The 22,901-nt window shown below is 35.7% G+C and carries 21 protein-coding genes; 4 read left to right on the top strand and 17 right to left on the bottom strand.

The window, feature by feature from the left end:
- Positions 1 to 57: 57 nt before the first annotated feature.
- Genes ACKC83_RS09855 through ACKC83_RS09845 form a run of 3 tightly spaced genes read right to left on the bottom strand, consistent with a single transcriptional unit; the run spans position 58 to position 2,708 of the window.
- The gene (locus tag ACKC83_RS09855; RefSeq protein ID WP_434035368.1) at positions 58 to 1,551 is read right to left on the bottom strand and encodes a hypothetical protein; all 1,494 of its coding nucleotides are present in this window, start codon (positions 1,549 to 1,551) and stop codon (positions 58 to 60) included.
- A gap of 16 nt (positions 1,552 to 1,567) precedes the next feature.
- The gene (locus tag ACKC83_RS09850) at positions 1,568 to 2,167 is read right to left on the bottom strand and encodes a hypothetical protein (RefSeq protein WP_434035367.1); all 600 of its coding nucleotides are present in this window, start codon (positions 2,165 to 2,167) and stop codon (positions 1,568 to 1,570) included.
- Positions 2,151 to 2,708 carry an RNA polymerase sigma factor gene (locus tag ACKC83_RS09845; protein ID WP_434035366.1) on the bottom strand — a complete coding sequence of 186 codons (558 nt, stop codon included), beginning with the start codon at positions 2,706 to 2,708 and terminating at the stop codon, positions 2,151 to 2,153. Before ACKC83_RS09845 ends, ACKC83_RS09850 begins: the two co-directional genes overlap by 17 nt.
- A 170-nt stretch (positions 2,709 to 2,878) precedes the next feature.
- Here ACKC83_RS09845 and ACKC83_RS09840 point away from each other — a divergent pair, with 170 nt between their 5' ends.
- The 4 genes from ACKC83_RS09840 (at position 2,879) to ACKC83_RS09825 (ending at position 6,489) form a co-directional block, all read left to right on the top strand.
- Positions 2,879 to 3,433: a DUF2911 domain-containing protein gene (locus ACKC83_RS09840; RefSeq protein WP_414037231.1), complete on the top strand. Its 555-nt coding sequence runs from the start codon at positions 2,879 to 2,881 to the stop codon at positions 3,431 to 3,433.
- 95 nt (positions 3,434 to 3,528) lie between these two features.
- Positions 3,529 to 4,242, top strand: coding sequence for a glycosyltransferase (locus ACKC83_RS09835; protein ID WP_434035365.1), 714 nt, complete (start codon positions 3,529 to 3,531; stop codon positions 4,240 to 4,242).
- Entirely contained in the window at positions 4,242 to 4,865 is a 624-nt protein-coding gene (locus ACKC83_RS09830; protein ID WP_414037233.1) for a lipid-A-disaccharide synthase N-terminal domain-containing protein, read from the top strand. Before ACKC83_RS09835 ends, ACKC83_RS09830 begins: the two co-directional genes overlap by 1 nt.
- Complete coding sequence (locus tag ACKC83_RS09825) at positions 4,858 to 6,489, top strand: ArnT family glycosyltransferase (protein WP_434035364.1); 1,632 nt, start codon at positions 4,858 to 4,860, stop codon at positions 6,487 to 6,489. The genes ACKC83_RS09830 and ACKC83_RS09825 overlap by 8 nt, the downstream gene beginning before the upstream one ends.
- Here ACKC83_RS09825 and ACKC83_RS09820 read toward each other — a convergent pair.
- The 14 genes from ACKC83_RS09820 to ACKC83_RS09755 form a co-directional block, all read right to left on the bottom strand.
- Entirely contained in the window at positions 6,476 to 7,054 is a 579-nt protein-coding gene (locus ACKC83_RS09820) for a phosphatase PAP2 family protein (protein WP_434035363.1), read from the bottom strand. The genes ACKC83_RS09825 and ACKC83_RS09820 overlap by 14 nt on opposite strands.
- 6 nt (positions 7,055 to 7,060) lie before the next feature.
- Positions 7,061 to 7,288 (bottom strand): hypothetical protein, encoded by a 228-nt coding sequence (locus ACKC83_RS09815; RefSeq protein WP_414037236.1) that lies wholly within the window; start codon positions 7,286 to 7,288, stop codon positions 7,061 to 7,063.
- A gap of 4 nt (positions 7,289 to 7,292) precedes the next feature.
- Positions 7,293 to 8,672: an MATE family efflux transporter gene (locus tag ACKC83_RS09810; RefSeq protein WP_414037351.1), complete on the bottom strand. Its 1,380-nt coding sequence runs from the start codon at positions 8,670 to 8,672 to the stop codon at positions 7,293 to 7,295.
- A gap of 65 nt (positions 8,673 to 8,737) precedes the next feature.
- Complete coding sequence (locus ACKC83_RS09805; protein ID WP_434035362.1) at positions 8,738 to 9,676, bottom strand: NAD(P)H-dependent flavin oxidoreductase; 939 nt, start codon at positions 9,674 to 9,676, stop codon at positions 8,738 to 8,740.
- Positions 9,676 to 11,295: a S8 family serine peptidase gene (locus ACKC83_RS09800; RefSeq protein ID WP_434035361.1), complete on the bottom strand. Its 1,620-nt coding sequence runs from the start codon at positions 11,293 to 11,295 to the stop codon at positions 9,676 to 9,678. Before ACKC83_RS09800 ends, ACKC83_RS09805 begins: the two co-directional genes overlap by 1 nt.
- 15 nt (positions 11,296 to 11,310) lie before the next feature.
- Positions 11,311 to 12,498, bottom strand: a complete 1,188-nt coding sequence (gene mnmA, locus ACKC83_RS09795; protein WP_434035360.1) for a tRNA 2-thiouridine(34) synthase MnmA — start codon at positions 12,496 to 12,498, stop codon at positions 11,311 to 11,313.
- Positions 12,499 to 12,587: 89 nt separating this feature from the next.
- Positions 12,588 to 13,286 (bottom strand): toxin-antitoxin system YwqK family antitoxin, encoded by a 699-nt coding sequence (locus ACKC83_RS09790; protein ID WP_434035359.1) that lies wholly within the window; start codon positions 13,284 to 13,286, stop codon positions 12,588 to 12,590.
- A 69-nt stretch (positions 13,287 to 13,355) separates the two neighbouring features.
- Entirely contained in the window at positions 13,356 to 15,257 is a 1,902-nt protein-coding gene (gene yidC, locus ACKC83_RS09785; protein ID WP_434035358.1) for a membrane protein insertase YidC, read from the bottom strand.
- 112 nt (positions 15,258 to 15,369) lie between these two features.
- The gene (locus ACKC83_RS09780) at positions 15,370 to 16,983 is read right to left on the bottom strand and encodes a CTP synthase (protein WP_414037242.1); all 1,614 of its coding nucleotides are present in this window, start codon (positions 16,981 to 16,983) and stop codon (positions 15,370 to 15,372) included.
- Positions 16,984 to 17,278: 295 nt separating this feature from the next.
- On the bottom strand, positions 17,279 to 17,521 hold the full coding sequence (locus ACKC83_RS09775; RefSeq protein ID WP_414037243.1) for a DUF3820 family protein: 243 nt from the start codon (positions 17,519 to 17,521) through the stop codon (positions 17,279 to 17,281).
- A 37-nt stretch (positions 17,522 to 17,558) separates the two neighbouring features.
- Positions 17,559 to 17,966: an OsmC family protein gene (locus tag ACKC83_RS09770; protein ID WP_414037244.1), complete on the bottom strand. Its 408-nt coding sequence runs from the start codon at positions 17,964 to 17,966 to the stop codon at positions 17,559 to 17,561.
- A gap of 4 nt (positions 17,967 to 17,970) precedes the next feature.
- On the bottom strand, positions 17,971 to 19,896 hold the full coding sequence (locus ACKC83_RS09765; RefSeq protein ID WP_434035357.1) for a PBP1 and LysM peptidoglycan-binding domain-containing protein: 1,926 nt from the start codon (positions 19,894 to 19,896) through the stop codon (positions 17,971 to 17,973).
- Positions 19,897 to 19,938: 42 nt separating this feature from the next.
- Positions 19,939 to 21,474 carry a glutamine-hydrolyzing GMP synthase gene (gene guaA / locus ACKC83_RS09760; RefSeq protein WP_434035356.1) on the bottom strand — a complete coding sequence of 512 codons (1,536 nt, stop codon included), beginning with the start codon at positions 21,472 to 21,474 and terminating at the stop codon, positions 19,939 to 19,941.
- 47 nt (positions 21,475 to 21,521) lie between these two features.
- A complete protein-coding gene (locus ACKC83_RS09755; RefSeq protein WP_414037352.1) occupies positions 21,522 to 22,895 on the bottom strand; it encodes a pyridoxal phosphate-dependent decarboxylase family protein in 1,374 nt (457 codons plus the stop codon).
- Between the last annotated feature and the right edge of the window lie 6 nt (positions 22,896 to 22,901).

The raw sequence follows: 22,901 nt of genomic DNA, 5'->3' as shown, positions 1-22,901 counted from the left end.
TATCGGCACACAAAGTCCTATGTTAATAAGACGTATTTTAACTATATAGAATTATATTTACTCCATTGATACCTTACTAAATTTAGCATTCACAATAATCGATTTATTGCTACTTAAATTCCCCGTAGAAAATGTAGACACGTTTTCACTGCTCGTCTTTTTAGGATGTTTAAATCGGGATTGTCTGCCGTTATATTGTAAACTATACTCCGTTTTCGGCAAACTAATTAAGACATCGCTATTTTCTAAAACAATATTTAGATTCTGAAACGTATCTGCTATTTTAGATATTTTAAGATCACCAAAACTCCCATTAATTATGGTATTTCCTGTAAGTTGCCCCAATTGTATATTCGATGAATTTGAATTTAACACCAACTGATTTACAGCGCCAATATTAGCTTGTTCTACATACTTTAACACCAACTGCCCCTGATTCCAATTGGTAATAGACACGGGCGCATAAGACACCGCGATGGAAGTGTTACTCCCACCGATAGTGTTTGCTGTTAATTTGGTATGCGACATTTCTGCCTTTAAGTTTTCTATAAGCGATACAAATTGTAATTCGCCATATTTTACATTCACTTTTAAATTTGCCTTTTTGGGCATGTGAATAATAATAGTCTTTTTTATATGAGGACTGCTATCCGGCATGCTTCTGCCCTGCTCTGCGCGTGCTCTAGCTTCTTCGGCTTTCATTCGGCTCGCTTCGGCATGCTCTTGGGCTTCCATTTGCTTTTCAAATGATTTGCCAAACGATTCTCCCCAAGCTTCCATTTGTTCCTCAAAATCCTTTCCGAAGCCGTTTTCAAATTGTTTTCCCCAGGCTTCCATTTGCTTGCCATAAGATTCGCCAAACTTTTCGCCCCAAGCTTCCATTTTTTTCTCGTAATCTTCAAAACCAGAGGCGCTAAACTTCTTCGCCCAAGCCTTCATTTTATCTTGATACTCTTTTCCGTATTCTTTCTGGTAAGTTTTACTCCACTTATCTAAATACTTTTCACCTTCGTTTTTATACGCTTCATAATCAAAATGTACTTGATTCATACCTTCTGGTAATTCGGGTAATTCTGGCATTGTTGGTGGTTCCGGCATATTGGGCATTTCTGGCATATTCGCAAAATGTTTCATATCTGGTAACGGTGGCATGGGTGGCATATCGGCCAATTCGAATTCTAAATGCTGTAGTGCTGAAATTGAATTCACATCAAAATCATAACCTACATCCCAACCATTTTGCATGCCTTTACTCGAAATATTCACAAAACCGCTAGACCCACTTACATCTACATTCCACTCTTTTAACGCCTTTTGTAAATCAGACTGACTTAATTGATCACTTTCTACAAAAGCTTCTACTTCAATCACGTCTTTATTCCACGTATCGATTTTTACTATGGTGTAATTCGATTCTAAATTAATAGTCACCTCTTTATTCACTTTTAAAGATTGCGATGCCTTAGATAGCTTTTGTTGTGCTTGTGTTAGATTAGACGCAAACACAACTAGCACTAAACTTGTAATTGATTTTATAATTAACTGTTTCATTTTTTTGATTGATTTTTTAAATAGATTGTTCCACCGCCTCATCGGCAATAGCATCTGTACTGAATTCTTTTAATTGATCGCGTAAACGGTATAACAGGTTTAAACGCAATTTTAAATTATCGATTAAGGCATTTACGGTTAATTCGCTCGGGCCAGATTCGGTTAATTCTATAGATAACTTTTTGTATTCGTTGGTTAATTCTTCTAAACGCTGAATGTAACCATCGATTAATTCTTTATTTTCTGGTGTTAATTCTACCTTAGATAATTCGGTATGAATACTCGCCAGATAATAATCTTCAACTTTCTTTAAGTCGGGAGACAAATCGCCTAAGGTTTTTGTTTTTACAACTGGCGTTACTTCGGTTTCTACAACTTGCTGTTGTGTTTCTGTTACTTGATCAGCATTAAAAAATGTATATCCTCCAAAGCTCAACGCAAATAGAAGCACTAAACTCGCCGCGATAGCCATCCAATTAAATTTAGACTTAGGCGGATCTTGAGGCACACTAGCCTTTAACTTTTCTAAAAAGCGTGCTTCATGTCCTTCAGACAACCGGTCGTCTTTTTGATGTGCTTTTTCGGCTTCAAATAAATCTCTAATATCTTGTACCATAACTCTTCGTTTTTAAAAGTTCTTGTAATTTTTGTTTTCCTCGCGATAATTGTGTGCGTGAGGCGACTTCAGAAATGTTTAAAATTTCAGAAATCTCTTGATGATCATACCCTTCAATTAAAAACAACATCACCACATATTTATACTTTTCCGGTAAGGTTTCTATAACGTGTTTTATATCATTTAGAGTCACACCATCATCCACCGTCCAATTATCATGAGTATCTGCATCAACCACCTTGAGGTGCACCTCTTCTAAAACATCCAACTCTTGTTTTTTAGATTTAAGTGAATCGATACACGTATTCACAACAATACGTTTTAACCAAGCCCCAAAAGTGACGTCGCCTTTAAATTGATGTAGTTTACTAAAGGCCTTTATAAATGCATCTTGCACCAGATCTTCGGCCTCTGCTGTATTCGAAATAAACCGTTTGGCAACACTATACATCCCATGGCAGTACTGGTTGTATAACTGCAATTGCGCCTTCTGGTCATGCCGTTTACATGCTTCTATAATATCAATAGAAAATAAATTCACTTGTGGTTATATTGGTTAGTATACATCTTAAAGACGTTCTTTTTTTTGAAGTGTTGCAAAAAAGTAAAATATTTTTCCTGTTGCCTGTTAAAATTAGTTTAATTAAATTAAAGGGTATTTAAGTTCAGTATCTTTTAAAGTATCTTTACCTCCTAAATACAAATTGTTTTATGAATAGATTTTTAAAATGGGTTATGATTCTTCTATTGTTTGTTGCGATAGGAGTATTTCTATATGCATATTTTGAAAAAGACGCTTTCAATAAAGTACTTAGTCCGAAGGACACTGTAGAATTTAAACTAAACGATTTAGAGTTAGAAGTATTTTACAATAGACCTTCTAAACGTGATCGTTTAATTTTTGGTGGCTTAGTACCTTATAACGAAGTTTGGAGAACCGGTGCCAACGAAGCCACTACTTTTAAAACAAATAAGCCTTTAAAAATAGGCGATAGTACTTTGCCTGCAGGAAAATATACCCTGTGGTCTATTCCCAACGATTCGACCTGGCATGTCATGTTTAACAAGAAGCAATACAAATGGGGCGTAGACGAAACCATGCAAGCCATGAGAGATCCCGCTTTTGATGTGGTAGACTTGCAAGTTCCTGTAGAAAAACTAAATAACTCGGTTGAAGAATTTACTATTTCATTCGATAATTCTACCGATAATTTAGCCTTAACCATGGCGTGGGACGACGTGAAAGTTGCAGTACCACTTAAGTAAGTTCCCTATTCTATTTCCATTTATCGTACATTTGTAAATGTTAAAATTTTCTTTTGTAGAAAAAAGAATACATTTGCACTTTCAAGTTTCCATCTATGAGCTACCAATTCACCATTATAGTTCCCGTTTATAATGAAGAAGATAATTTATTACGCGTCGAACAAGAACTTTTAGCCTATGCCAAAACAGCATCTAAAAGCACTAAAATATTACTTGTAAACGACGGTTCTAAGGATAACAGTCAGGAACTTATTGAAGCTATTTGCTCTCGAAACCCTGAGTTTGAATTTATAAGTTTTAAACAAAACAGAGGTTTAAGTGCGGCTATAAAAGCAGGTTTCGATTATACAAATACACCACTGGTGGGTTATATCGATTCCGATTTACAAACAGCACCTTCCGACTTTAATATTTTATTACAACATATTGGCGAGTACGATTTGGTTACAGGAGTACGCGCTAACCGAAAAGATTCGTTTGTGAAAAATATGTCTTCGACCATAGCAAATGGCATTCGCAGAAGTTTCACTCACGATGGTATGGACGATACTGGTTGTCCGTTAAAAGTTATTAAAACAGATTATGCCAAGCGTATTCCCATGTTTAAAGGCTTGCACCGGTTTTTACCTGCCATGATTTTACTGCAACACGGTAAAATTATTCAGGTTCCTGTACAACATTTTCCAAGAATTGCTGGAGAAGCTAAATTCGGATTATTAAATAGATTGGTAGGACCTTTAATAGATTGTTTTGCATATTTGTGGATGAAAAAGAAGTATATTAACTACGAAATTGAGACCCGTAGTTAATGAGTAATTGGATTATATACACCATAGGATTTCTTGCGCAAATCTTATTTTCTTCAAGACTAGTCGTACAATGGATTACGTCGGAGAAGAAACGTAAAGTAATTACACCTACTCTATTCTGGACCTTAAGTCTAATCGCCTCTTTTCTACTTTTTGTTTATGGCTACTTAAGGCAAGATTTTGCTATAATGCTTGGACAAAGTTTAACGTATTACATCTACATAAGAAATCTTCAGCTTCAAAACGAATGGCAAAAATTTCCGAAGGCCATACAATGGTTTTTACTTGTAGTTCCAATTCTTATTGTAGTTTACTATTTTAATAATAACAAAATAGATATCACGTTTTTGTTTACGAATGAAGATATACCCGTATGGTTATTAATATTAGGAATTGTATCGCAAGTTGTATTTACCTTTCGTTTTATCTATCAATGGATTTATTCTGAAAAAAAGAAATCATCTACTCTACCGTTTGGTTTTTGGGCATTGAGTTTAGCGGGATCCGTTCTTATACTCGTTTATGCCATTTTACGGAAAGATCCCGTGCTGTTTACAGGACATATTCTAGGGGCTATAATATATAGTCGAAACTTAGTTTTAATAAAGAAATACAATGATTAAGATCATCGAAAAATATCCTATTGCTTTTATTTGTATTTCGGTCGCTCTAATGCTTCTTCCTAATTTACATGTTATGCAAGTAACAATCATGGAAGCGAGAAACTTTATTACAGCTCGTGAAATGATAACCGATAATCATTGGATTTTAACAACAATGAACGGTGAAGCACGCTACGAAAAACCGCCTTTACCTACATGGTTGTCTGCCATATCGGCTTCTATATTTGGATTACATGTTTATGCGTTAAGACTACCTACTGTATTTTTAATTATGGTGATTGGCGTTTTCGTATACCGCTTATCTTATTCCATCTTAAATAATACCTTGCACAGTCTAGTAAATGCCTGTATTGCTTTCACCTCCTTTTATGTGGTTGGTATCACTGTTGAAGCGCCTTGGGACATTTACGCTCATGGTTTTATGCTAATTGCGATTTACCATCTATTTCAGCTCTTTCAAAAAGAAAAAAATTACTGGAAACATACTATTATAGCTGGAATTTGTTTGGGACTATCTTTTTTAAGCAAAGGTCCGGTATCTTTATACGTACTGTTCTTACCGTTTTTATTGGCATACAGCTTCACTTATAAATTCAAAAATTTTCGACCTAAAACCTTCTCTATATTTAGTGTACTACTTTTAATGGTCGCTATTGGTGGTTGGTGGTTTATTTACGTGCGCGTAATAGATCCTGAAACATTTTCCCATATTACTTCTAAAGAAACAAGCAATTGGGGAAGTTATAATATTCGTCCGTTTTATTACTACTGGAGCTTCTTTATTCAAAGTGGTATATGGACGGTTCCTGCATTTATTGGCTTACTATATCCGTATTTAAAATCGAGAGTTCGCAACTTAAAGGCATATAAATTCAGTTTTTATTGGACGATTTTTGCGGTGATTTTATTATCGATTATCCCTGAAAAGAAATCTAGATATCTTATGCCGGTTTTGATTCCGTTAGCTATTAACACCGGATTCTATATCGATTATTTATTTCAGCATTTTAAAACCCTACAAGACAAAAGAGAAACGATCCCTGTATACTTTAACTTCGGACTAATAGCCTGTATTGGTATTGCCTTTCCGGTTATAGCGTATTTAGGACTAAAAGAGCAACTATCTGGATTTTGGGTTCAGTACGTAATAGCATCGCTAGTACTCTTCACTATAGGCCTTTTTATTTTTATAAATTTGAAGAAGAAAGCCATAAGAACAGTATTCTTTCTAACCGTATTCTTTTTTGCTTCTATATTTATTGTCGCTTTGCCACTTTACAAAGCAACGATTCCTGCGCAGTACAACGAGATTGCAACTTTAGAATCTGAAGCTAAAACACAAGACTTAAAGGTTTATGGGATGAATTATGTATCGCCAGAAATGCTTTTTTTATATGGGGATGTACTTCCGATTATAAAAGATGATGAGCATGAACTGCAATTCCCTAGAGAAACCCGTTTCGGACTACTAACAAACGAATTAAATACCTCTGAAAAGGACATGATAGAAGCGCTTTACACCATGCAACTTGTAAAGACTTACGATCTTAATGCGGCAGATCCAACCTCAAGAAAACACAATTCAAGATTGGTAAACTATTATTATATCCTTAATAAAAAGTAGGCAATCCCTGGCGTTTCATGGCGTAGAGATACAATTTGAAAAAGCCAAAACCAGTAAGGGCACCAAAAGCCATACCGCACACAATGTCTAGCGGATAATGCACTCCAACATAAATACGACTGTAGGCCACAACGGTACTCCAAAACAGCAACATAAATATAACATTCTTGTAGAACGGTTTTAAGATTAAGCCTATACATACTGCTACTGCCATAGTACTAGCGGCATGGGCAGAGAAAAAGCCATATCGGCCACAACGCTCGGCTATAAATCGCATATATTCCATAACACCTTCTTGTCTGCAAGGCCTAGGGCGTTGAAAACCGTGCTTAAACAAGTTTGAAATCTGATCGGTAAATGCAATCATTAAGGCCGCTAAAATCACAAGAGTTAATACTGTTTTGGCTCCTAATTTTTTATAGACTAAAAAAAGTAGCAAGGCATATAAAGGAATAAACGTAAACTTATTAGTAACCACTAACCAGAACGTATCCCAGCCTGTAGAGCCCAAGGTATTAAAAAACAGAAATAATTCTCTATCGGCATTTATGAGTTGATCGAGCATACCTTTTTATTCTTCGTAACGTGCTACTTCTCTATCGTAAAATGCGCTAGCTTTTTCGATTAATCCTTCTGTTTCCATTTCAATTTCTCGCTGGTCTTCTTGATCGAAATCTTCAAACCACTCTACATCATCATCTTCTAAATTAATTATAAAACGAGGAAATTCGGTATGAATCACGAAAATTGCATTTGGGAAATCGGTATTGTCACCTAAAATAAATTTTGGAAGTGCCATATGTCTATTGTTCTTTTTGTAATATTAATTGTTTGGTAAGATAATTAAATCTTATATAAAGTAAAATTGCTGCTGTAGTTAATCCTGCTAAAAGTCCTAACCAAATTCCGAAGCTTCCCAATTGATCTTCTTTTCCGAAGTAATAACTTACAGGAAAACCAATAATCCAATAGGAAATAAATGTTATAATAGTAGGCACTTTTACGTCTTGAAGTCCACGTAAAGCTCCTAAAACAACCACTTGTATACTATCACTAATCTGAAATACAGCTGCGGCTAATAATAAATTCGCCGCGATATGAACCACTTCAGAGTTATCGGCAAAGTTTGCGGCATCGTTTAAATCGACATAAATTTTAGGTAATTCTGTACGCAATAGCATAAACATTAAGGCGAAACACACTGCGAAGAGCGTTCCCATTAAAAACAATGAAAATGCAATCCGTCTTAATTCATGATAATTCTTGAGTCCTTTTTGATTTCCAACACGTACCATACTCGCTACACTTAATCCGGTTGCAACCATAAAGGTCATAGACGATAAGTTTAAAGCAATCTGATTGGCGGCTTGCGGATTCTTACCTAATAAACCACTTAACCATACTGCCGAAGTAAATATTGCGACTTCAAAAAGCATTTGCATCGCACTAGGAGCACCTAGGTTAAATATACGCTTCATCATTAACTTTTCTAAAACAAAGATTTTTATATTAATAACGTATGCTTTAGACTTTTCATTTCCTTTTAAAACCCACCATATAAAAGCGACCATTATAAAACGAGACGCTAACGTTCCGTAAGCCGCACCTACAATACCATAAGCAGGAGCGCCGAACTTACCAAAAATGAACATATAGTTTAAAAGTACATTTACTAAATTACCTATAATGGTGGCGTACATCGGGTATTTAGTCATAGACATCCCATCACTAAACTGCTTAAATGCCTGAAAAATAATTAAAGGAATTAAAGAAAAAGCTACTAAATCCAAATACGGAATAGCCAACTCTACAACCTCAATAGGTTGTTTCATTAAGTACATTAACGGTTTAGCAAAATAGACGATTAGGAAGAGTAAAACGCCAAGTATAGTACATAATAACAGTCCATGTTTAAAAGCCGACTTTCCCGACTTGAAATCGTCTGAACTATCAGCTTCTGCGACTATAGGTGTAATGGCTGTAGAAAAACCAATCCCTACAGACATGGCTATAAACATAAAACTATTACCCAAAGAAACTGCAGCAAGTTCTGCTGTTCCTAATTGGCCAACCATAATATTGTCTACAAAGCTAACAAATGTATGCCCCAGCATACCAAGCATCACTGGAGCTGCCAGTTGCCAATTGTATTTAAATTCTTTTGTGTATTGAGATAAAAGCACTTTAATTTTTTTGTCGTGCAAAGGTAATTTTAAAAACAGCTTAAGACGAAACTTTCACAAATATTTTATAAGGAAGGTAAGTTCACTTTAGAGCGCTCGAATTCTGTAATAATTTCAGAAACAATTTCGTAAACTGGCTTAATTTCATGGATCAATCCTGCCACTTGACCAATTTCTAATTCGCCTTCTTCTAAATCGCCTTCGAACATTCCCTTTTTGGCGCGACCACGCCCCAAGAATGCTTTCAATTCGTCTGCTGTTGTGCCTTTTTGGTACATGGTCTGTAGGTCATTAAAAAACTTGTTTTTAATTAAACGCGCCGGAGCTAATTCTTTTAACGTTAAATGGGTATCGCCATCCTTAGTATGCACCACGCTTTCTTTAAAGTTTAGATGTGCCGAAGATTCTTTACTAGCTACAAACCGACTTCCTATCTGTACGCCATCTGCTCCTAAAACCATAGCAGCTAACATGCCTTTTCCTGTAGCGATTCCTCCTGCTGCGATTAATGGCACATTTAATTGTTCCTTAACCATAGGAATTAAAGTAAAGGTCGTGGTTTCTTCCCGACCGTTATGGCCGCCAGCTTCAAAGCCTTCTGCAACCACGGCATCTACACCTGCTGCTTGTGCTTTTAAGGCAAACTTTACGCTACTCACCACGTGCACCACAATTATGCCACGTTCTTTTAACCAAGACGTCCACGTTTTTGGATTTCCTGCTGAAGTAAATACAATTTTCACATCTTCTTCAACAATAATATTCATAATCTCTTCAATGTTTGGATATAACATGGGCACATTAACTCCAAATGGCTTATTAGTCGCTTTTTTACATTTCTGAATATGCTCACGTAACACTTCCGGATACATAGAACCTGCACCTAGTAATCCTAAAATTCCGGAATTACTCGCTGCCGAAGCCAACTTCCAGCCACTATTCCAAACCATTCCTGCTTGCACAATAGGATACTGAATATTGAATAAAGATGTGATTGTATTCATTACTTTATGAACTTAAAAGATTTTGAGTTACTTCTGCTAGATAATTTTAAAATATAAACACCATGCGATAAACCAGATACATCTATGGTTTTAGAATTTCCTTGCATAGCATGTTGTGAAACTTGTTGCCCCAACTGATTATAAATAGCATATTCTAACGTTTCTAAACTTGAAGGCAATACTAGGTTTAGAACTGTTGAAACGGGATTAGGATAAAAACGAATAGCTTCCATAACGTCATCATTTATCGAAAGCGCGAAATCTTTTGCCAGAGCTAAATCAGGAATTCCATATCCCAGAAAATCGTCCGGATTGCTATATTGAGAACCGGATTCTCTAACCAAATTCATGACCATTGTTGCCGAAACTTCGGGAATTGATTGCCATAAAGACGCAATACCTCCACACATAATGGGTGAACTAAAAGAGGTTCCATTATACTGAACTATCTGATCATTTTCGTTTACTAAAAAGGTCGCTCCACCTCTAGCTACTACATCCGGTTTCTGGTATCCTACTTGTGCTTCTCCACCTTGCGAACTAAACGACACATACTCGCCAAAAGCATTTACAGCACCAATGCTTAATATGTCTGGAGAATCGGCAGGCGCAGTAACTGTGCGCCAAGATGTGGCTCCAGAATTTCCTGCACTAACAACCACCAGAATTCCTTTTTCTACGGCTATTGAAGCTCCTTTGGATATGAATGCAACCTTTCCATTCATATCGGCAGTGGTGTAATTATATTTGGCGTTATCGAATAGATTATAGCCTAGAGACGTATTTATCATGTCTACACCCAAGCTATCTGCGCGTTCTGTAGCTTCTACCCAGTAACTCTCTTCTGCAGGCGATTCGCTATCGGGATCTTCTGTATTAAATATATAATAAGAAGCGTCTGGAGCTGTGCCCACATATTCGTTTTCAATATACGCCGCCATAGAACTTAGGACTAATGTACCGTGCGAACTTGTAGTATTTGCATAAATATCTTCGGTTCTATCTACAAAATCGTATCCACCTAATAAATTTCCCTGATCTCTTAATCGCTGAAATGCCTGCATGGTGTTAACATTAGGAAACCCGGAGTCTAACACCGCTATAGTAATACCTTTACCAGTATAACCTGCAGTATGGAGCGCATCGACGTTAATCATTTCAACCTGATTTTGAGAATCGCCATATGTAAAATCAACACGGGTATCTTCAACACTCGTTTTTGAAAGTACTTGACGTGTGCGTGAAGTAGAGGTATTTAAACTGGTATCGGCAAAATCAATAGCGTCTACAAACGGTAATTCTGATAAATCCTTAATGTTTTCTAAAGATATCCCCCTAACATATACTGAATTAAACCATTTAGATTTGGCCAATACTGTTATTCCTGTTTGCGATTTTAATTGTGAAATATAAGCTTCATTAACAGGCACATCTCTAGCATCTATTGGGATGCCGTGTCTCTGTTTCCTAGCTATGGCCTTTTGTGTAAGTATAGACGAAGGATTCGCCAAAGCTTCTGAAACATTTGGTTTATCTGTTAAATATACCCAAGCATCTTCTTGCGCATAAGTTTGTCCCGTAAAAACGAGTAATACCAAAAAGAAAATGGATCTGAACATATTTTTTTCTACAATTTACGAAATTACTCCGGAACCTAGCAAATCATCTTCATGATACCAAGCTACAAATTGTCCTTCTGTAATTGCAGATTGTGGTGCTTCGAATTCCACATATAATCCGTTATCTATTTTATATAACGTTGCTTTTTGTAAAGGTTGTCTGTAACGAATTCTCGCCATAACCTCTAAAGTATCGCCTGCTTGTAATTTTAGATCTTCGCGAATCCAATGCTCTTCTTCATTAGTGACAAATAGAGCCGATTTAAATAATCCCGGATGTGAATGTCCTTGTCCGGTATAAATCACATTTTCGTTAACGTCGGTATCTATAACAAACAGAGGTTCTACTGTACCTCCAACACCTAAACCTTTACGTTGTCCTTTGGTAAAATAATGAGCACCTTGGTGTTTTCCAACAATTTTTCCATCGGAAACATGATAAACTTTTTTAGTTGTAAGATATTGAAGTTCCTCTAATTTAGTCGCAAATTCTGTCTGAGAAGCCATGTACATTTCGTGTGCTCTATCGACTTCAACAATAACACCTTCTTTAGGTTTTAATTGCTGTTGTAAAAATTCTGGCAAACGTACTTTTCCTATAAAACAAAGTCCTTGAGAATCTTTTTTATCGGCTGTTACTAAATCTAATTCGGTTGCAATTTTACGTACTTCCGGCTTAGTGAGTTCCCCGATTGGAAATAACGCCTTAGCTAACTGATCTTGTGATAATTGACATAAAAAATAAGATTGATCTTTATTTCCGTCTAAACCTGCCAATAATTGGTACGTCTCATTTTCGCCTTCATTAATAATACCTTTTCTACAGTAATGCCCTGTAGCCACATAATCTGCCCCTAGGTCTAAGGCAATTTTCATAAACACATCAAACTTAATCTCGCGATTACAAAGGACATCCGGATTTGGTGTACGCCCGTTTTCGTATTCCTTAAACATATAATCGACGATACGTTCTTTATACTGCTCGCTTAAATCGACCGTTTGAAAAGGAATTCCTAATTTCTCGGCCACCAACATGGCATCATTACTATCGTCTAACCACGGACATTCATCTGAAATTGTAACAGAATCGTCGTGCCAATTTTTCATAAAAAGCCCGATTACTTCGTAGCCTTGTTGTTGCAATACATACGCCGCAACACTAGAATCTACACCACCTGAAAGTCCAACAATTACTCGTTTCATTTTTAAAAGTTTAATTATGCCAAAGCATGTATTAGGGAAAGAAAATTAACTGAATACGTTAAGATTGTATCAGACAAAAGTTAACTGTACTATTGTTTAGCTGGATTCTTACTGTAATTGGTATAATCCTTAGTATCTACTAATTCTCCGTCTTTATAAAAGTTCCAAATTCCGTCTTTTTTATCATTTTTAAAAGCACCTTCTGCTGTTAAATTCCCTTCTAAGTCGTAGTACTTAGACATACCTTGCAACTTATCATTCACATATGTAAAATCCTTTAAAACTATTCCTTTTTCTGAATACCATATAGATTTTCCGTCTATTTTACCATTTTTAAACATGGTACGCTCGGTAAGTTTCCCGTTATCGTAGTATACCAAACGTTCTCCGTCTAATTTACCTTGATTGTTATAATGTTCTTCCATCATAACTTTATCGGAATTCTTATGAAAGTAAACCCAATCTCCGATGTACAATTTGCCTTTCATTTTACCTTTACTAATCACTTTCTGATTAGAAGCAAAAAACTGTACTTCAGCAATATCGTCGTTTGTATTAAATGTCTTTACTGCCGACAACACCGGCTTGTTATTTACATTCTTGTAAAATTTAAACGTTCCGACTTCTTTACCATGCGAAAACTCTCCTTCGTAACGCAATACTTTAGTGTTATCGAAATTCTTTTTCCAAATTCCATCGCGTTTACCATTGGCATCTAACTGATTAATATTTTGTGCCATTGCGGTTCCAACCACACATAATATTAAAAGGGTTAATACATTTTTCATATCATTAAAAGGAATAACAATTAATAGAAATACAAGTAACAAAAAAGCTGCCAATTAAGGCAGCTTAGATTATTTTTTGCGATTTTGCATTTGTTTCTGCTGTTCTGCCTGCTCCATCATATCTTTCATTTTCTTCTGAAAGCGATTTTCCTTTTTAGGCTTCTTCTTATTCTCTTGGATTTTTGCGTGAATTTTATCTTCATCGATAATGAAGTTTTTAATCACTAACATAATTCCAATAGTAATTAAGTTAGATATAAAGTAATACAAACTCAATCCTGATGCATAATTATTAAAGAATACTAACATCATGATTGGAGAGAAGTAAATCATGTACTTCATCATTTTACCCATATCAGGCATACCTTCTTGCGTTGGTTGAGATGCCACTTGTTGTCCTGTTGTCATTTTCATATAAAAGAAGATGGCTACAGAAGCTAAGATTGGGAATAAACTAATATGATCTCCGTAAAAAGGAATTTTAAACGGTAATTCTGCAATGGTATCGTAAGAAGATAAATCGTCTGCCCAAAGGAAACTTTTATGTCTTAAATCGAATGCCGATGGGAAAAACTGGAATAAAGCATAGAATACCGGAAGTTGTAATAAACCAGGCAAACATCCCGCCATTGGGCTCGCTCCTGCTTTGCTATATAACGCCATTGTAGCTTGTTGCTTTTTCATGGCATTATCTTTATACTTCTCGTTTATGTCGTTAATCTCTGGTTTAAGAATTTTCATCTTAGCCTGAGATAAATACGATTTATAAGTTACTGGAGACATTACAATTCTCACTAAAATAGTCATTACTATAATAGCAAAACCGTAAGGCATTAAGTCACTTAAGAAGCCAAATAATGGTACAAATACATAACGGTTAATCCATCCAAAAATACCCCATCCAAAAGGAATACTATCGTCTAAACTATAGTCGTATTGTTTAAGTACAGTATTATCTGTTGGACCAAAATAAAATTTTAAGGGTGCATTAAATTCTCCACCTTGTAATTCTAATGGAATTTTAGAGGTATAAATTTTAGTAAATTCTGCATGATCATCTCCACTTTCAACTAAATTTTCAGAAACTAAATCTACCGTTTTAAAAGGTTTCTCTGTAACTAAAATAGAACTAAAGAAATGCTGTCTGTAAGATAACCACGTAACATCTTCTTCAACATCGTCGTCGTCGCTAGTCGGACTTAATTTGTCAATTTTACCACCATCGTGCTGATAGGTTAAACGTGTGTAACGGTTTTCGTACTCCACACTTTTATCGCCACGAATCATTTTTTGTTTCCAATCTAAATTAACCGCTTGAGAGCTATTAATCACATCGCTTAAACCTTGAGAACGGATGGTGAAATCCATCATGTAATTATCTGGCTTAAGCTCGTAACGATATTCTAAAAATTTAGAGTTTGACACTTTAAGTTTCATAGAAACTACAGTGTTAGCACCATTTTTAGTAATTGTAGGCTCAAAATATAAATCTTGAGTATTTAAGTTACGACTGTCTGTGGTTCCGAAATTAATATTGAAACCAATATTTTTATCTTTAATAAGAAAAACAGGTAGTGAATCGTAATTATCGAAAGCTTTAAGTCTAACTTCCGATAGGAAACCACCTTTATTACTGAATTTTAAATCGAATAATTCTGTTTCTACTCTTGTGTCTTTATTTGATGCAGAAGGTAAAGTCGATGAGTATGCAAAAGCACCTAATTTATTTTTAAGTCCTTCTAGTTTTAAAGAATCTGTTGCCGATGTCACTGAAAAATCTTCCGAAGATGTTTCTAGAGTTGCATTTTGAATTTCAGCGTTCTTCTCTGCTTCAACTTGTTCTTGTTTTGCTTGCTCCTGAGCTTCTAATTCCTCTGGAGTTGGCTGATTCTGCCAAAGCATAAACATTAAAATTCCAAAGATTAGGATAAATCCTATGACCGAATTCAGGTCTAATTTCTTTTCTTCCATCTAATTACATTCTAAGTATAAATAGAAATACTTCGGCCAAACGCAAAGTATTTCGTAGTGTGAGTTAGTACTCAAAAAGGTGACCACTTTTTAAGTTTTGACAATGTGGCACTTATTTTTTCTTATTTTTTAAAGCTGCTTTTACAAATGCTACAAATAAAGGGTGTGGATTTTTAACCGTACTCTTATATTCTGGATGGTATTGTACCCCAACAAACCAAGGATGAGACGGAATTTCTACAATTTCTACCAGATTAGTTTTTGGGTTTACACCTGTTGCAACCATTCCTGCTGCTTCGATCTGAGCTCTAAAATCACTATTAAATTCGTAGCGGTGTCTGTGGCGCTCTTCGATAATTTCCGAACCGTATACTTTTTTAGCAATACTGTCTTCTTTTAAAGTACATTCCCAAGACCCTAATCGCATAGTACCTCCCATATCGGTAATATTCTTTTGTTCTTCCATAATACTAATAACCGGATTTGGAGTATTAGAATCCATTTCGGTAGAATTAGCATCAGAAATACCCAATACATTTCTAGAATATTCGATAACTGCCATTTGCATTCCTAAACAAATTCCTAAAAACGGAATATTGTTTTCTCTAACAAACTTAACGGCATCAATTTTTCCTTCGGTACCGCGCTCTCCAAAACCAGGAGCTACTAAAACCCCATTTAAATGAGCTAGTTTTAATTTCGCGTTATCGGCGTTTATATATTCTGAGTGAATAGGTTCTACATTCACTTTAACTTCATTTTCTGCTCCAGCATGAATAAAGGCTTCTAATATAGATTTATAAGAATCCTGTAATTCGACATACTTACCAATTAAACCAATTGTAATTTCTGTCTTCGGATTTTTATGACGATCTAAAAACTCGTTCCATCTTGATAAATCTGGAATACTACTATTTAAATTTAATTTTTTAAGAACCACTTTATCCAAACCTTCTTCTAACATTAAATTAGGTACATCGTAAATGGTAGAAGCATCGATAGATTGAATAACAGCTTCTTCGCGCACATTACAGAATAAGGCTAATTTTTTACGTAAATCTTTTGGTAAATGGTGCTCTGTTCTACACACCAAGATATCGGCTTGCACACCGCTTTCCATTAAGGTTTTTACACTGTGTTGTGTAGGTTTTGTTTTTAATTCGCCCGCAGCCGATAAAAATGGAACTAAAGTTAAATGAATAACCAATCCGTTATTATCGCCTAAATCCCAACGCAATTGTCTAACCGCTTCTACATACGGTAATGACTCAATATCTCCTACAGTACCACCTATTTCGGTAATTACGATATCGTAATCTCCTGAATTCCCTAATATCTGAATACGCTCTTTAATTTCGTCTGTGATATGAGGAATAACCTGAACAGTCTTCCCAAGAAATTCACCACGACGTTCTTTTTCAATAACGCTTTGGTAAATTCTACCGGTAGTAACGTTGTTAGCCTGACTTGTAGGTGTGTTTAAAAAACGTTCGTAATGACCTAAATCTAAATCGGTTTCTGCACCATCGTCGGTAACATAACATTCACCATGTTCGTATGGATTTAACGTACCAGGGTCCACATTTATATATGGATCTAATTTTTGAATTGTTACTCTGTAACCTTGAGATTGTAATAACTTAGCTAAAGATGCTGCAATTATTCCTTTTCCTAATGAAGATGTAACACCGCCGGTTACGAAAATATACTTTGTTGTAGTTGTCATGATGCGCTTTTAAACGCGAGCAAATTTACAAAGAACAATTGAGAATTAAGTATGCTTATCTATTTTAATTCGCATTAAAACACTAACAATTCAATTCGTCCTAAGTTATAACAGCTATAACCGTGTAATTTCCTAAGTCAAAGTATCTTATTTATTTTGCTCAAGCCTAAATTTTAATAACAAGGAAAGTTTTCAACATTTCATCTTAGAATATGATGACAGTCTATATTTGAATGAAAACACATTTGGTTACTGTGGACGCTATATGAACAACACATATCGTATTTTGCACCAATTAACGCGCTTTAGGATTGGGATATTTTTGCTTAATATTTCGTATTAAGTCTTCTAAACCGTTCAATTTTAGTTCGTAAACCATACGTAATTGATCGCCTAGCTTTCCTTTTGGAAAGCCTTTATTATTATACCAAACCACATAGAACTCGGGTAAATCGATAAGAAATCGATCTTTATATTTCCCATAAGGCATTTTGGTGTACGCCAACTCAATTAAAACATCTCCATTAAGTTGTTCCATAATACCTTTGTTAATTTGTGTGTGAGAGGTGCTGTTGTTAAACCGACTTCCAATTAAACGTTATTACTTTTTCAATATCTGGATGCAGACTGTAATGCACTGGGCAGGTATTTGCCGTATGTTCTAAAATTTTGCGTGTCTTGTCATCGGTTTGAAAAGTCAAATTGAAGACAACTTCTATTTTCGAAATCCGTCTGGGGTCGGCAGACATTGTTTTGGTTACGTGAGCCGTAGTCCCTTCCATATTCACCTTTAAACTATTGGCTTTAATTCCCATCATGGTTAACATGCAACTGGCTAATCCCGTTGCTACAGTATCGGTAGGCGAAAAAGCTTCGCCTTTACCATTATTATCTAATGGCGCATCTGTTACAAACGTATTCCCGGATTGTATATGTAAATTTTCGGTGCGTAAGCCACCAAGATAAGTTACTTTAGAAGTCATAAGTCTACTCTTTTACTTCAACAATTTTTAAGTCGTCGTACTGCAATAAATACACCGTATCGTTATAATAGCCACCAAAAGGTGTCTTTTTATAAGCGAATTTATTTTCGACATATTCTGTTAAAGGTGCATCGCTAGTAGACGCATATAAATCTGTAGACGTTAATAATCGTAAAACTACATCCATAGTAATATCGAAACCACGTACGGCAATTTTATCTGGTGTTAAACCATATTCCTTTGCATATCGTTTAATAAATCCATTATGCACATCGTCGTCAAAAGACTTAGAAATGGATGCGAAATGAAAACGCAAATTAGATAAATGCTGATTTGAAATTTCACTGCCTTCAAAAGCATTATTCATCTCTGTAGTGGTTAATATAATCTGGACTTCTTCTGTATTTAATGAATTTAATACACTAGTAACATTAGCCGCAAAACCAGAAGTATTTGTCTCTAAAAACACTACATTTTTTCCTGGCTTTAAATGCTTAGAAATATCGCCTACTAGAATATAATGCGCATCTTTTCCTTTTTTATCTTTTCGAGATCTTACGGTTGAAGCTCCGGGAAAAGCAGATTTTAGAGATGCGCTTTTGCCTTCACTTTCCGAGTCGAATACCAAGATAGTATTTGTTAACTGGTTGCGTTCTTTAAAATAATTTAAAACTTTATTTTTTAGTAAACCTTCTGCTGGACGAGACTGAAATGTGTTCGCTGTAACCTTAACTGTTTTAGTTATAGGAGAAATTACAGGCACATTATAAGTACTTAATCGTTCTGCAGTATACTCTACACTAGTCTGACTTAACGGACCAATAACAGCATCTAATTCTGCGAAATTATGATTTCTAATTAAATCACTAATTGTACTGGTTTTATTTTCGGTATCGTAAACATCCACTTTTACAGAAATTCCTAAGGATTTCAATGAATCTAAAGCGATTAATACACCTGACTGAAATTCTAAAGCGAAATTTAAATAACTATCTTTTCTAATCTGATTCATGGTACCCTGAATAGAATCGAAAGTCACTTGATTAACCTTAAATGGCATTAAAACCGCAATGTGTTTTGTACCACGGTTAAAATCTCTTTTAGATAAATCTGAAGCCACTATGGTATGATCTGAAATCATTCCTGCCACATCATTATCGACTTGTTTAGGGACTCTTAGTACCATGCCTACCTTTAAACCTGAACCTACTAATTCTGGATTTAAAGCTTCAAGTTCTTCCTTCTCTAGTCCTAATTTAACTTTAAGTCGGTAAAAACCTTCTTTAGGCTGTACTTCGTAGTAATCGTATTTATCTTCAACCACTTTTTTACGAGTGTCAGGAATGTTTGGCACTTTAATGGTGTCTCCTACTTTTAAAACTTCGGCTAATTCTGGGTTTAAAGCTTCTAAATCTTCAACCGTTATTCCGTATTTATACGCCACACGCCATTTTCCCTCTTTAGGTAAAACTACATACGGTTTTGTGATGTCTACCACAGTCGCGACTTCTTCTAAAACTTGCTTTTCTGTAAAAACAGGAATTCTAATTTTAGTTCCTTTCTTTAAAGGTTCGGAATACAAAAAGACATTGGCCTTTTTAATATCATCTTCGGTCACTTTGTAATCTTTAGCAATGCTATAAAGCGTTTGCTTACGTTTTACACGGTGTTGCTCGTAGCTTGTAATTTCCCTAACCGTATTCAATTCGGCTTGAACCTCGGTTTTAGGAATAATTAAAACCATATTGTCTCTAAGTCCATTTTTAGCATCGGGATTTAACGTAATAATATCGTTAACCGTTACCATATACACTTTGGCAATATCTTCTATTTTTTCATTCTGTTTTACTTTATGTGTTTTATAATTCTGAGCAATTGCTTGCGCTCCCATTATAAAAAGTAATACAAAAACGACTAAAAACTTTTTCATTCAATATGGTTTAATTCAAAAATAAATTGATTTATGAGACAATTACTCCCACTCTATCGTTGCTGGTGGCTTAGAGCTAATGTCGTATACTACTCTATTAACGCCTTTTACTTTATTTATTATATCGTTAGATGTTTTTTGTAAAAATGCATAAGGTAAATTCACCCAATCTGCAGTCATCCCATCTGTACTTTCTACGGCTCTAAGCGCTACACATTTTTCGTACGTACGCTCGTCTCCCATTACCCCAACACTGTTTACTGGTAATAACATCGCTCCGGCTTGCCATACTTTATCGTATAATCCCCATTCTTTAAGTCCGTTAATAAATATTGCATCTACCTCTTGTAAGATACGCACTTTTTCTGCCGTAATATCACCAAGAATACGAATACCAAGTCCTGGACCTGGGAATGGATGACGACCTAATAATTCTGGATCTATACCTAAAGTTGCTCCAACACGTCTTACTTCGTCTTTAAAAATAGCACGTAAAGGTTCAACAATTTTAAGTTTCATAAAGTCAGGTAATCCACCTACGTTATGATGACTTTTTATAGTTGCCGAAGGTCCGCCTGTAGCAGAAACACTCTCGATAACATCTGGATAAATTGTTCCTTGCGCCAACCATTTTACATCGGTTAATTTATGCGCCTCGTCATCGAAAACTTCGATAAAAGAGTTTCCTATAGCTTTACGTTTTAGCTCAGGATCTTCAATTCCCGCCAAAGCATCAAGAAAACGTTTTGAAGCATCTACACCTTTTACATTAAGGCCCATGCCTTCGTATTGTTTTAAAACACTTTCGAATTCATTCTTACGCAACAATCCGTTGTTTACAAAAATACAATATAGGTTTTTACCTATGGCTTTATTTAAAAGTACTGCAGCTACTGTAGAATCTACTCCTCCAGATAAACCAAGTACGACTTTATCGTTTCCTACTTTTGCTTGAATGGCTTCAACAGTTTCTTCAACAAAAGAATCTGGAGTCCAATCCTGTCTAATACCAGAAATTTTAACTAAAAAGTTTTCCAATAATTGTTTCCCATCAGTAGAGTGGTATACTTCTGGGTGAAATTGAATCGCATAAGTTTCTTCGCCTTCAATTTTATAAGCGGCATTAGCAACATCTGTAGTACTTGCTATTAATACACCGTTTGTAGGTAATGTTTTAATGGTGTCACTATGACTCATCCAAACTTGGCTACCTTTAGAAATGTTCTCAAAGAACACTTCATTTTCTTTTATAAAAGATAAATTAGCACGACCATATTCTCGTGTACTAGATGGAGCAACTTCTCCTCCCGAAAAATGAGCTAAATATTGTGCTCCGTAACATACGGCTAGCATTGGCTTTTTAGCGCGAATGTGTTCTAATTCCGGATGTAAAGCGTTTTCTCCTCTTACAGAGTTAGGACTCCCAGATAAAATAACAGCTTTATAGCTATCTATATCGGTTGGAATCTTGTTAAATGGTTTTATTTCGGAGTAAATGTTGAGTTCTCGAACTCTACGGGCAATAAGCTGAGTATATTGCGATCCGAAGTCTAAAATTAATACCTTGTCGTGTTGCATGCGCAAAAATAATATTTAAATTTTATTTGAAAAGTTTGAAACAAACTTTATTCCATTGTTTTTAATATATCTACTATATCCTGTTCTGTGGTATCCGGATTTATAAAACAAAAACGAGACACGGTTTCGTAAGTATTTCCAGTTTTCCATTTCGTAGGCGTAACAAGAGCAAATCCTTTTTCGTGATTTTCATACGTCCAATGCGTATAATCTTGGGCATCCCATCCTTTTCTTCTGTATAATACACAAGACAAACTTGGTTCTCTAACTAATTCTAAATTTGGATTTTCCGTAATTAATCGTCCTGCTATTTGTGCCAGTTCTAAGCCACGTTCTACCGCGACTTTATAACGATCTGTTCCGTGCATAGCCAAAGAAAACCATAAAGGTAAACCTCTTACACGTCGTGTTAATTGTATTTGGTAGTCTGTAGGATTAAACCCGTGTGCACCTTCATCTTTAAAGATATCTAAATACGATCCTTGTTGTGAATGTGCGTTTTTTGCTAATTCAGGGTCTCTGTATAAAACGGCTCCACAGTCGTAAGGCGAAAACATCCATTTATGAGGATCGATTGTAATACTATCTGCGTTTTCTATACCATTAAACAAATGTCTAACCGAATCGGCGGCTAAAGCTCCTCCACCATAAGCGGCATCGACATGCAACCATAAATTTTCTGTATTACAAATGGCAGAAATCCCTTCTAAATCGTCTATTATACCGGCATTAGTTGTTCCTCCTGTTGCCACTACAGCGAATAAACGTTCACGCTCATCTGCCGTTAAACTAGAAATGGTTTCTTTTAATGCGTCACCTTCTAAACGGTCTTCGGTATCGACCAACAACACATCAATATCGGCTACTTTTGCCATCGCTTTTATAGACGAATGTGCTCCAATAGACGTAATAATTAATCCTTTTTCTCTTTTATGAGCCTCATTATTAAGTCTCCAATTTTCTCTCGCTGTAACTATAGCCGAAAGATTTGCAGCTGTACCACCACTAGTAAACACACCAAAAGCACCTTCAGGCATTCCGGTTAAAGAAACAATCCATTTCATCGCTTCATTCTCACAGAATATTCCACCAGCTCCTTCCATCCAATAGGCTCCATGAATACTAGAAGCCGATGTAACTAGATCAAACATAACTGCGGCACGCGTTGGTGCTGCAGGAACAAAAGCAAGATTACGTGGGTGATCTACAGGGACATTTGCTGTAGATAAATGTTTTTTCCACAAATTAAAAGCGACTTCTCCACCAATACCTTCTTCGGTTACGGTTTCTCCAACTAAAGCCTTTAACTCTTCTGATTTTAATGGTTTTCCAATCTTTCTTTCGGTAGTAGAAATTCTTTCAATGGCGTATTTCATGACATCTAGTGTCATTTCAACCAAATCCATATCTACTTTATGCATGCTATT

The organism is Formosa bonchosmolovskayae (assembly GCF_051016085.1).
Lineage (GTDB): Bacteria > Bacteroidota > Bacteroidia > Flavobacteriales > Flavobacteriaceae > Formosa.
Note: the sequence above shows the minus strand (reverse complement) of the source record. Positions and strands in the feature narration are given on the sequence as shown.

Excerpts from the sequence above, each read along its gene's own strand:
- ACKC83_RS09840 (WP_414037231.1), top strand. The coding sequence starts at position 2,879 with ATGAATAGATTTTTAAAATGGGTTATGATTCTTCTATTGTTTGTTGCG.
- ACKC83_RS09770 (WP_414037244.1), bottom strand. The coding sequence starts at position 17,966 with ATGACTTCTAAAGTAACTTATCTTGGTGGCTTACGCACCGAAAATTTA.
- guaA (WP_434035356.1), bottom strand. The coding sequence starts at position 21,474 with ATGCAACACGACAAGGTATTAATTTTAGACTTCGGATCGCAATATACT.
- ACKC83_RS09790 (WP_434035359.1), bottom strand. The coding sequence starts at position 13,286 with ATGAAAAATGTATTAACCCTTTTAATATTATGTGTGGTTGGAACCGCA.
- ACKC83_RS09830 (WP_414037233.1), top strand. The coding sequence starts at position 4,242 with ATGAGTAATTGGATTATATACACCATAGGATTTCTTGCGCAAATCTTA.
- ACKC83_RS09815 (WP_414037236.1), bottom strand. The coding sequence starts at position 7,288 with ATGGCACTTCCAAAATTTATTTTAGGTGACAATACCGATTTCCCAAAT.
- ACKC83_RS09775 (WP_414037243.1), bottom strand. The coding sequence starts at position 17,521 with ATGGAACAACTTAATGGAGATGTTTTAATTGAGTTGGCGTACACCAAA.
- ACKC83_RS09805 (WP_434035362.1), bottom strand. The coding sequence starts at position 9,676 with ATGAATACAATCACATCTTTATTCAATATTCAGTATCCTATTGTGCAA.
- ACKC83_RS09800 (WP_434035361.1), bottom strand. The coding sequence starts at position 11,295 with ATGTTCAGATCCATTTTCTTTTTGGTATTACTCGTTTTTACGGGACAA.
- ACKC83_RS09780 (WP_414037242.1), bottom strand. The coding sequence starts at position 16,983 with ATGACAACTACAACAAAGTATATTTTCGTAACCGGCGGTGTTACATCT.
- ACKC83_RS09765 (WP_434035357.1), bottom strand. The coding sequence starts at position 19,896 with ATGAAAAAGTTTTTAGTCGTTTTTGTATTACTTTTTATAATGGGAGCG.
- ACKC83_RS09755 (WP_414037352.1), bottom strand. The coding sequence starts at position 22,895 with ATGCATAAAGTAGATATGGATTTGGTTGAAATGACACTAGATGTCATG.
- mnmA (WP_434035360.1), bottom strand. The coding sequence starts at position 12,498 with ATGAAACGAGTAATTGTTGGACTTTCAGGTGGTGTAGATTCTAGTGTT.
- ACKC83_RS09820 (WP_434035363.1), bottom strand. The coding sequence starts at position 7,054 with ATGCTCGATCAACTCATAAATGCCGATAGAGAATTATTTCTGTTTTTT.
- ACKC83_RS09825 (WP_434035364.1), top strand. The coding sequence starts at position 4,858 with ATGATTAAGATCATCGAAAAATATCCTATTGCTTTTATTTGTATTTCG.
- ACKC83_RS09855 (WP_434035368.1), bottom strand. The coding sequence starts at position 1,551 with ATGAAACAGTTAATTATAAAATCAATTACAAGTTTAGTGCTAGTTGTG.
- ACKC83_RS09850 (WP_434035367.1), bottom strand. The coding sequence starts at position 2,167 with ATGGTACAAGATATTAGAGATTTATTTGAAGCCGAAAAAGCACATCAA.
- ACKC83_RS09835 (WP_434035365.1), top strand. The coding sequence starts at position 3,529 with ATGAGCTACCAATTCACCATTATAGTTCCCGTTTATAATGAAGAAGAT.
- yidC (WP_434035358.1), bottom strand. The coding sequence starts at position 15,257 with ATGGAAGAAAAGAAATTAGACCTGAATTCGGTCATAGGATTTATCCTA.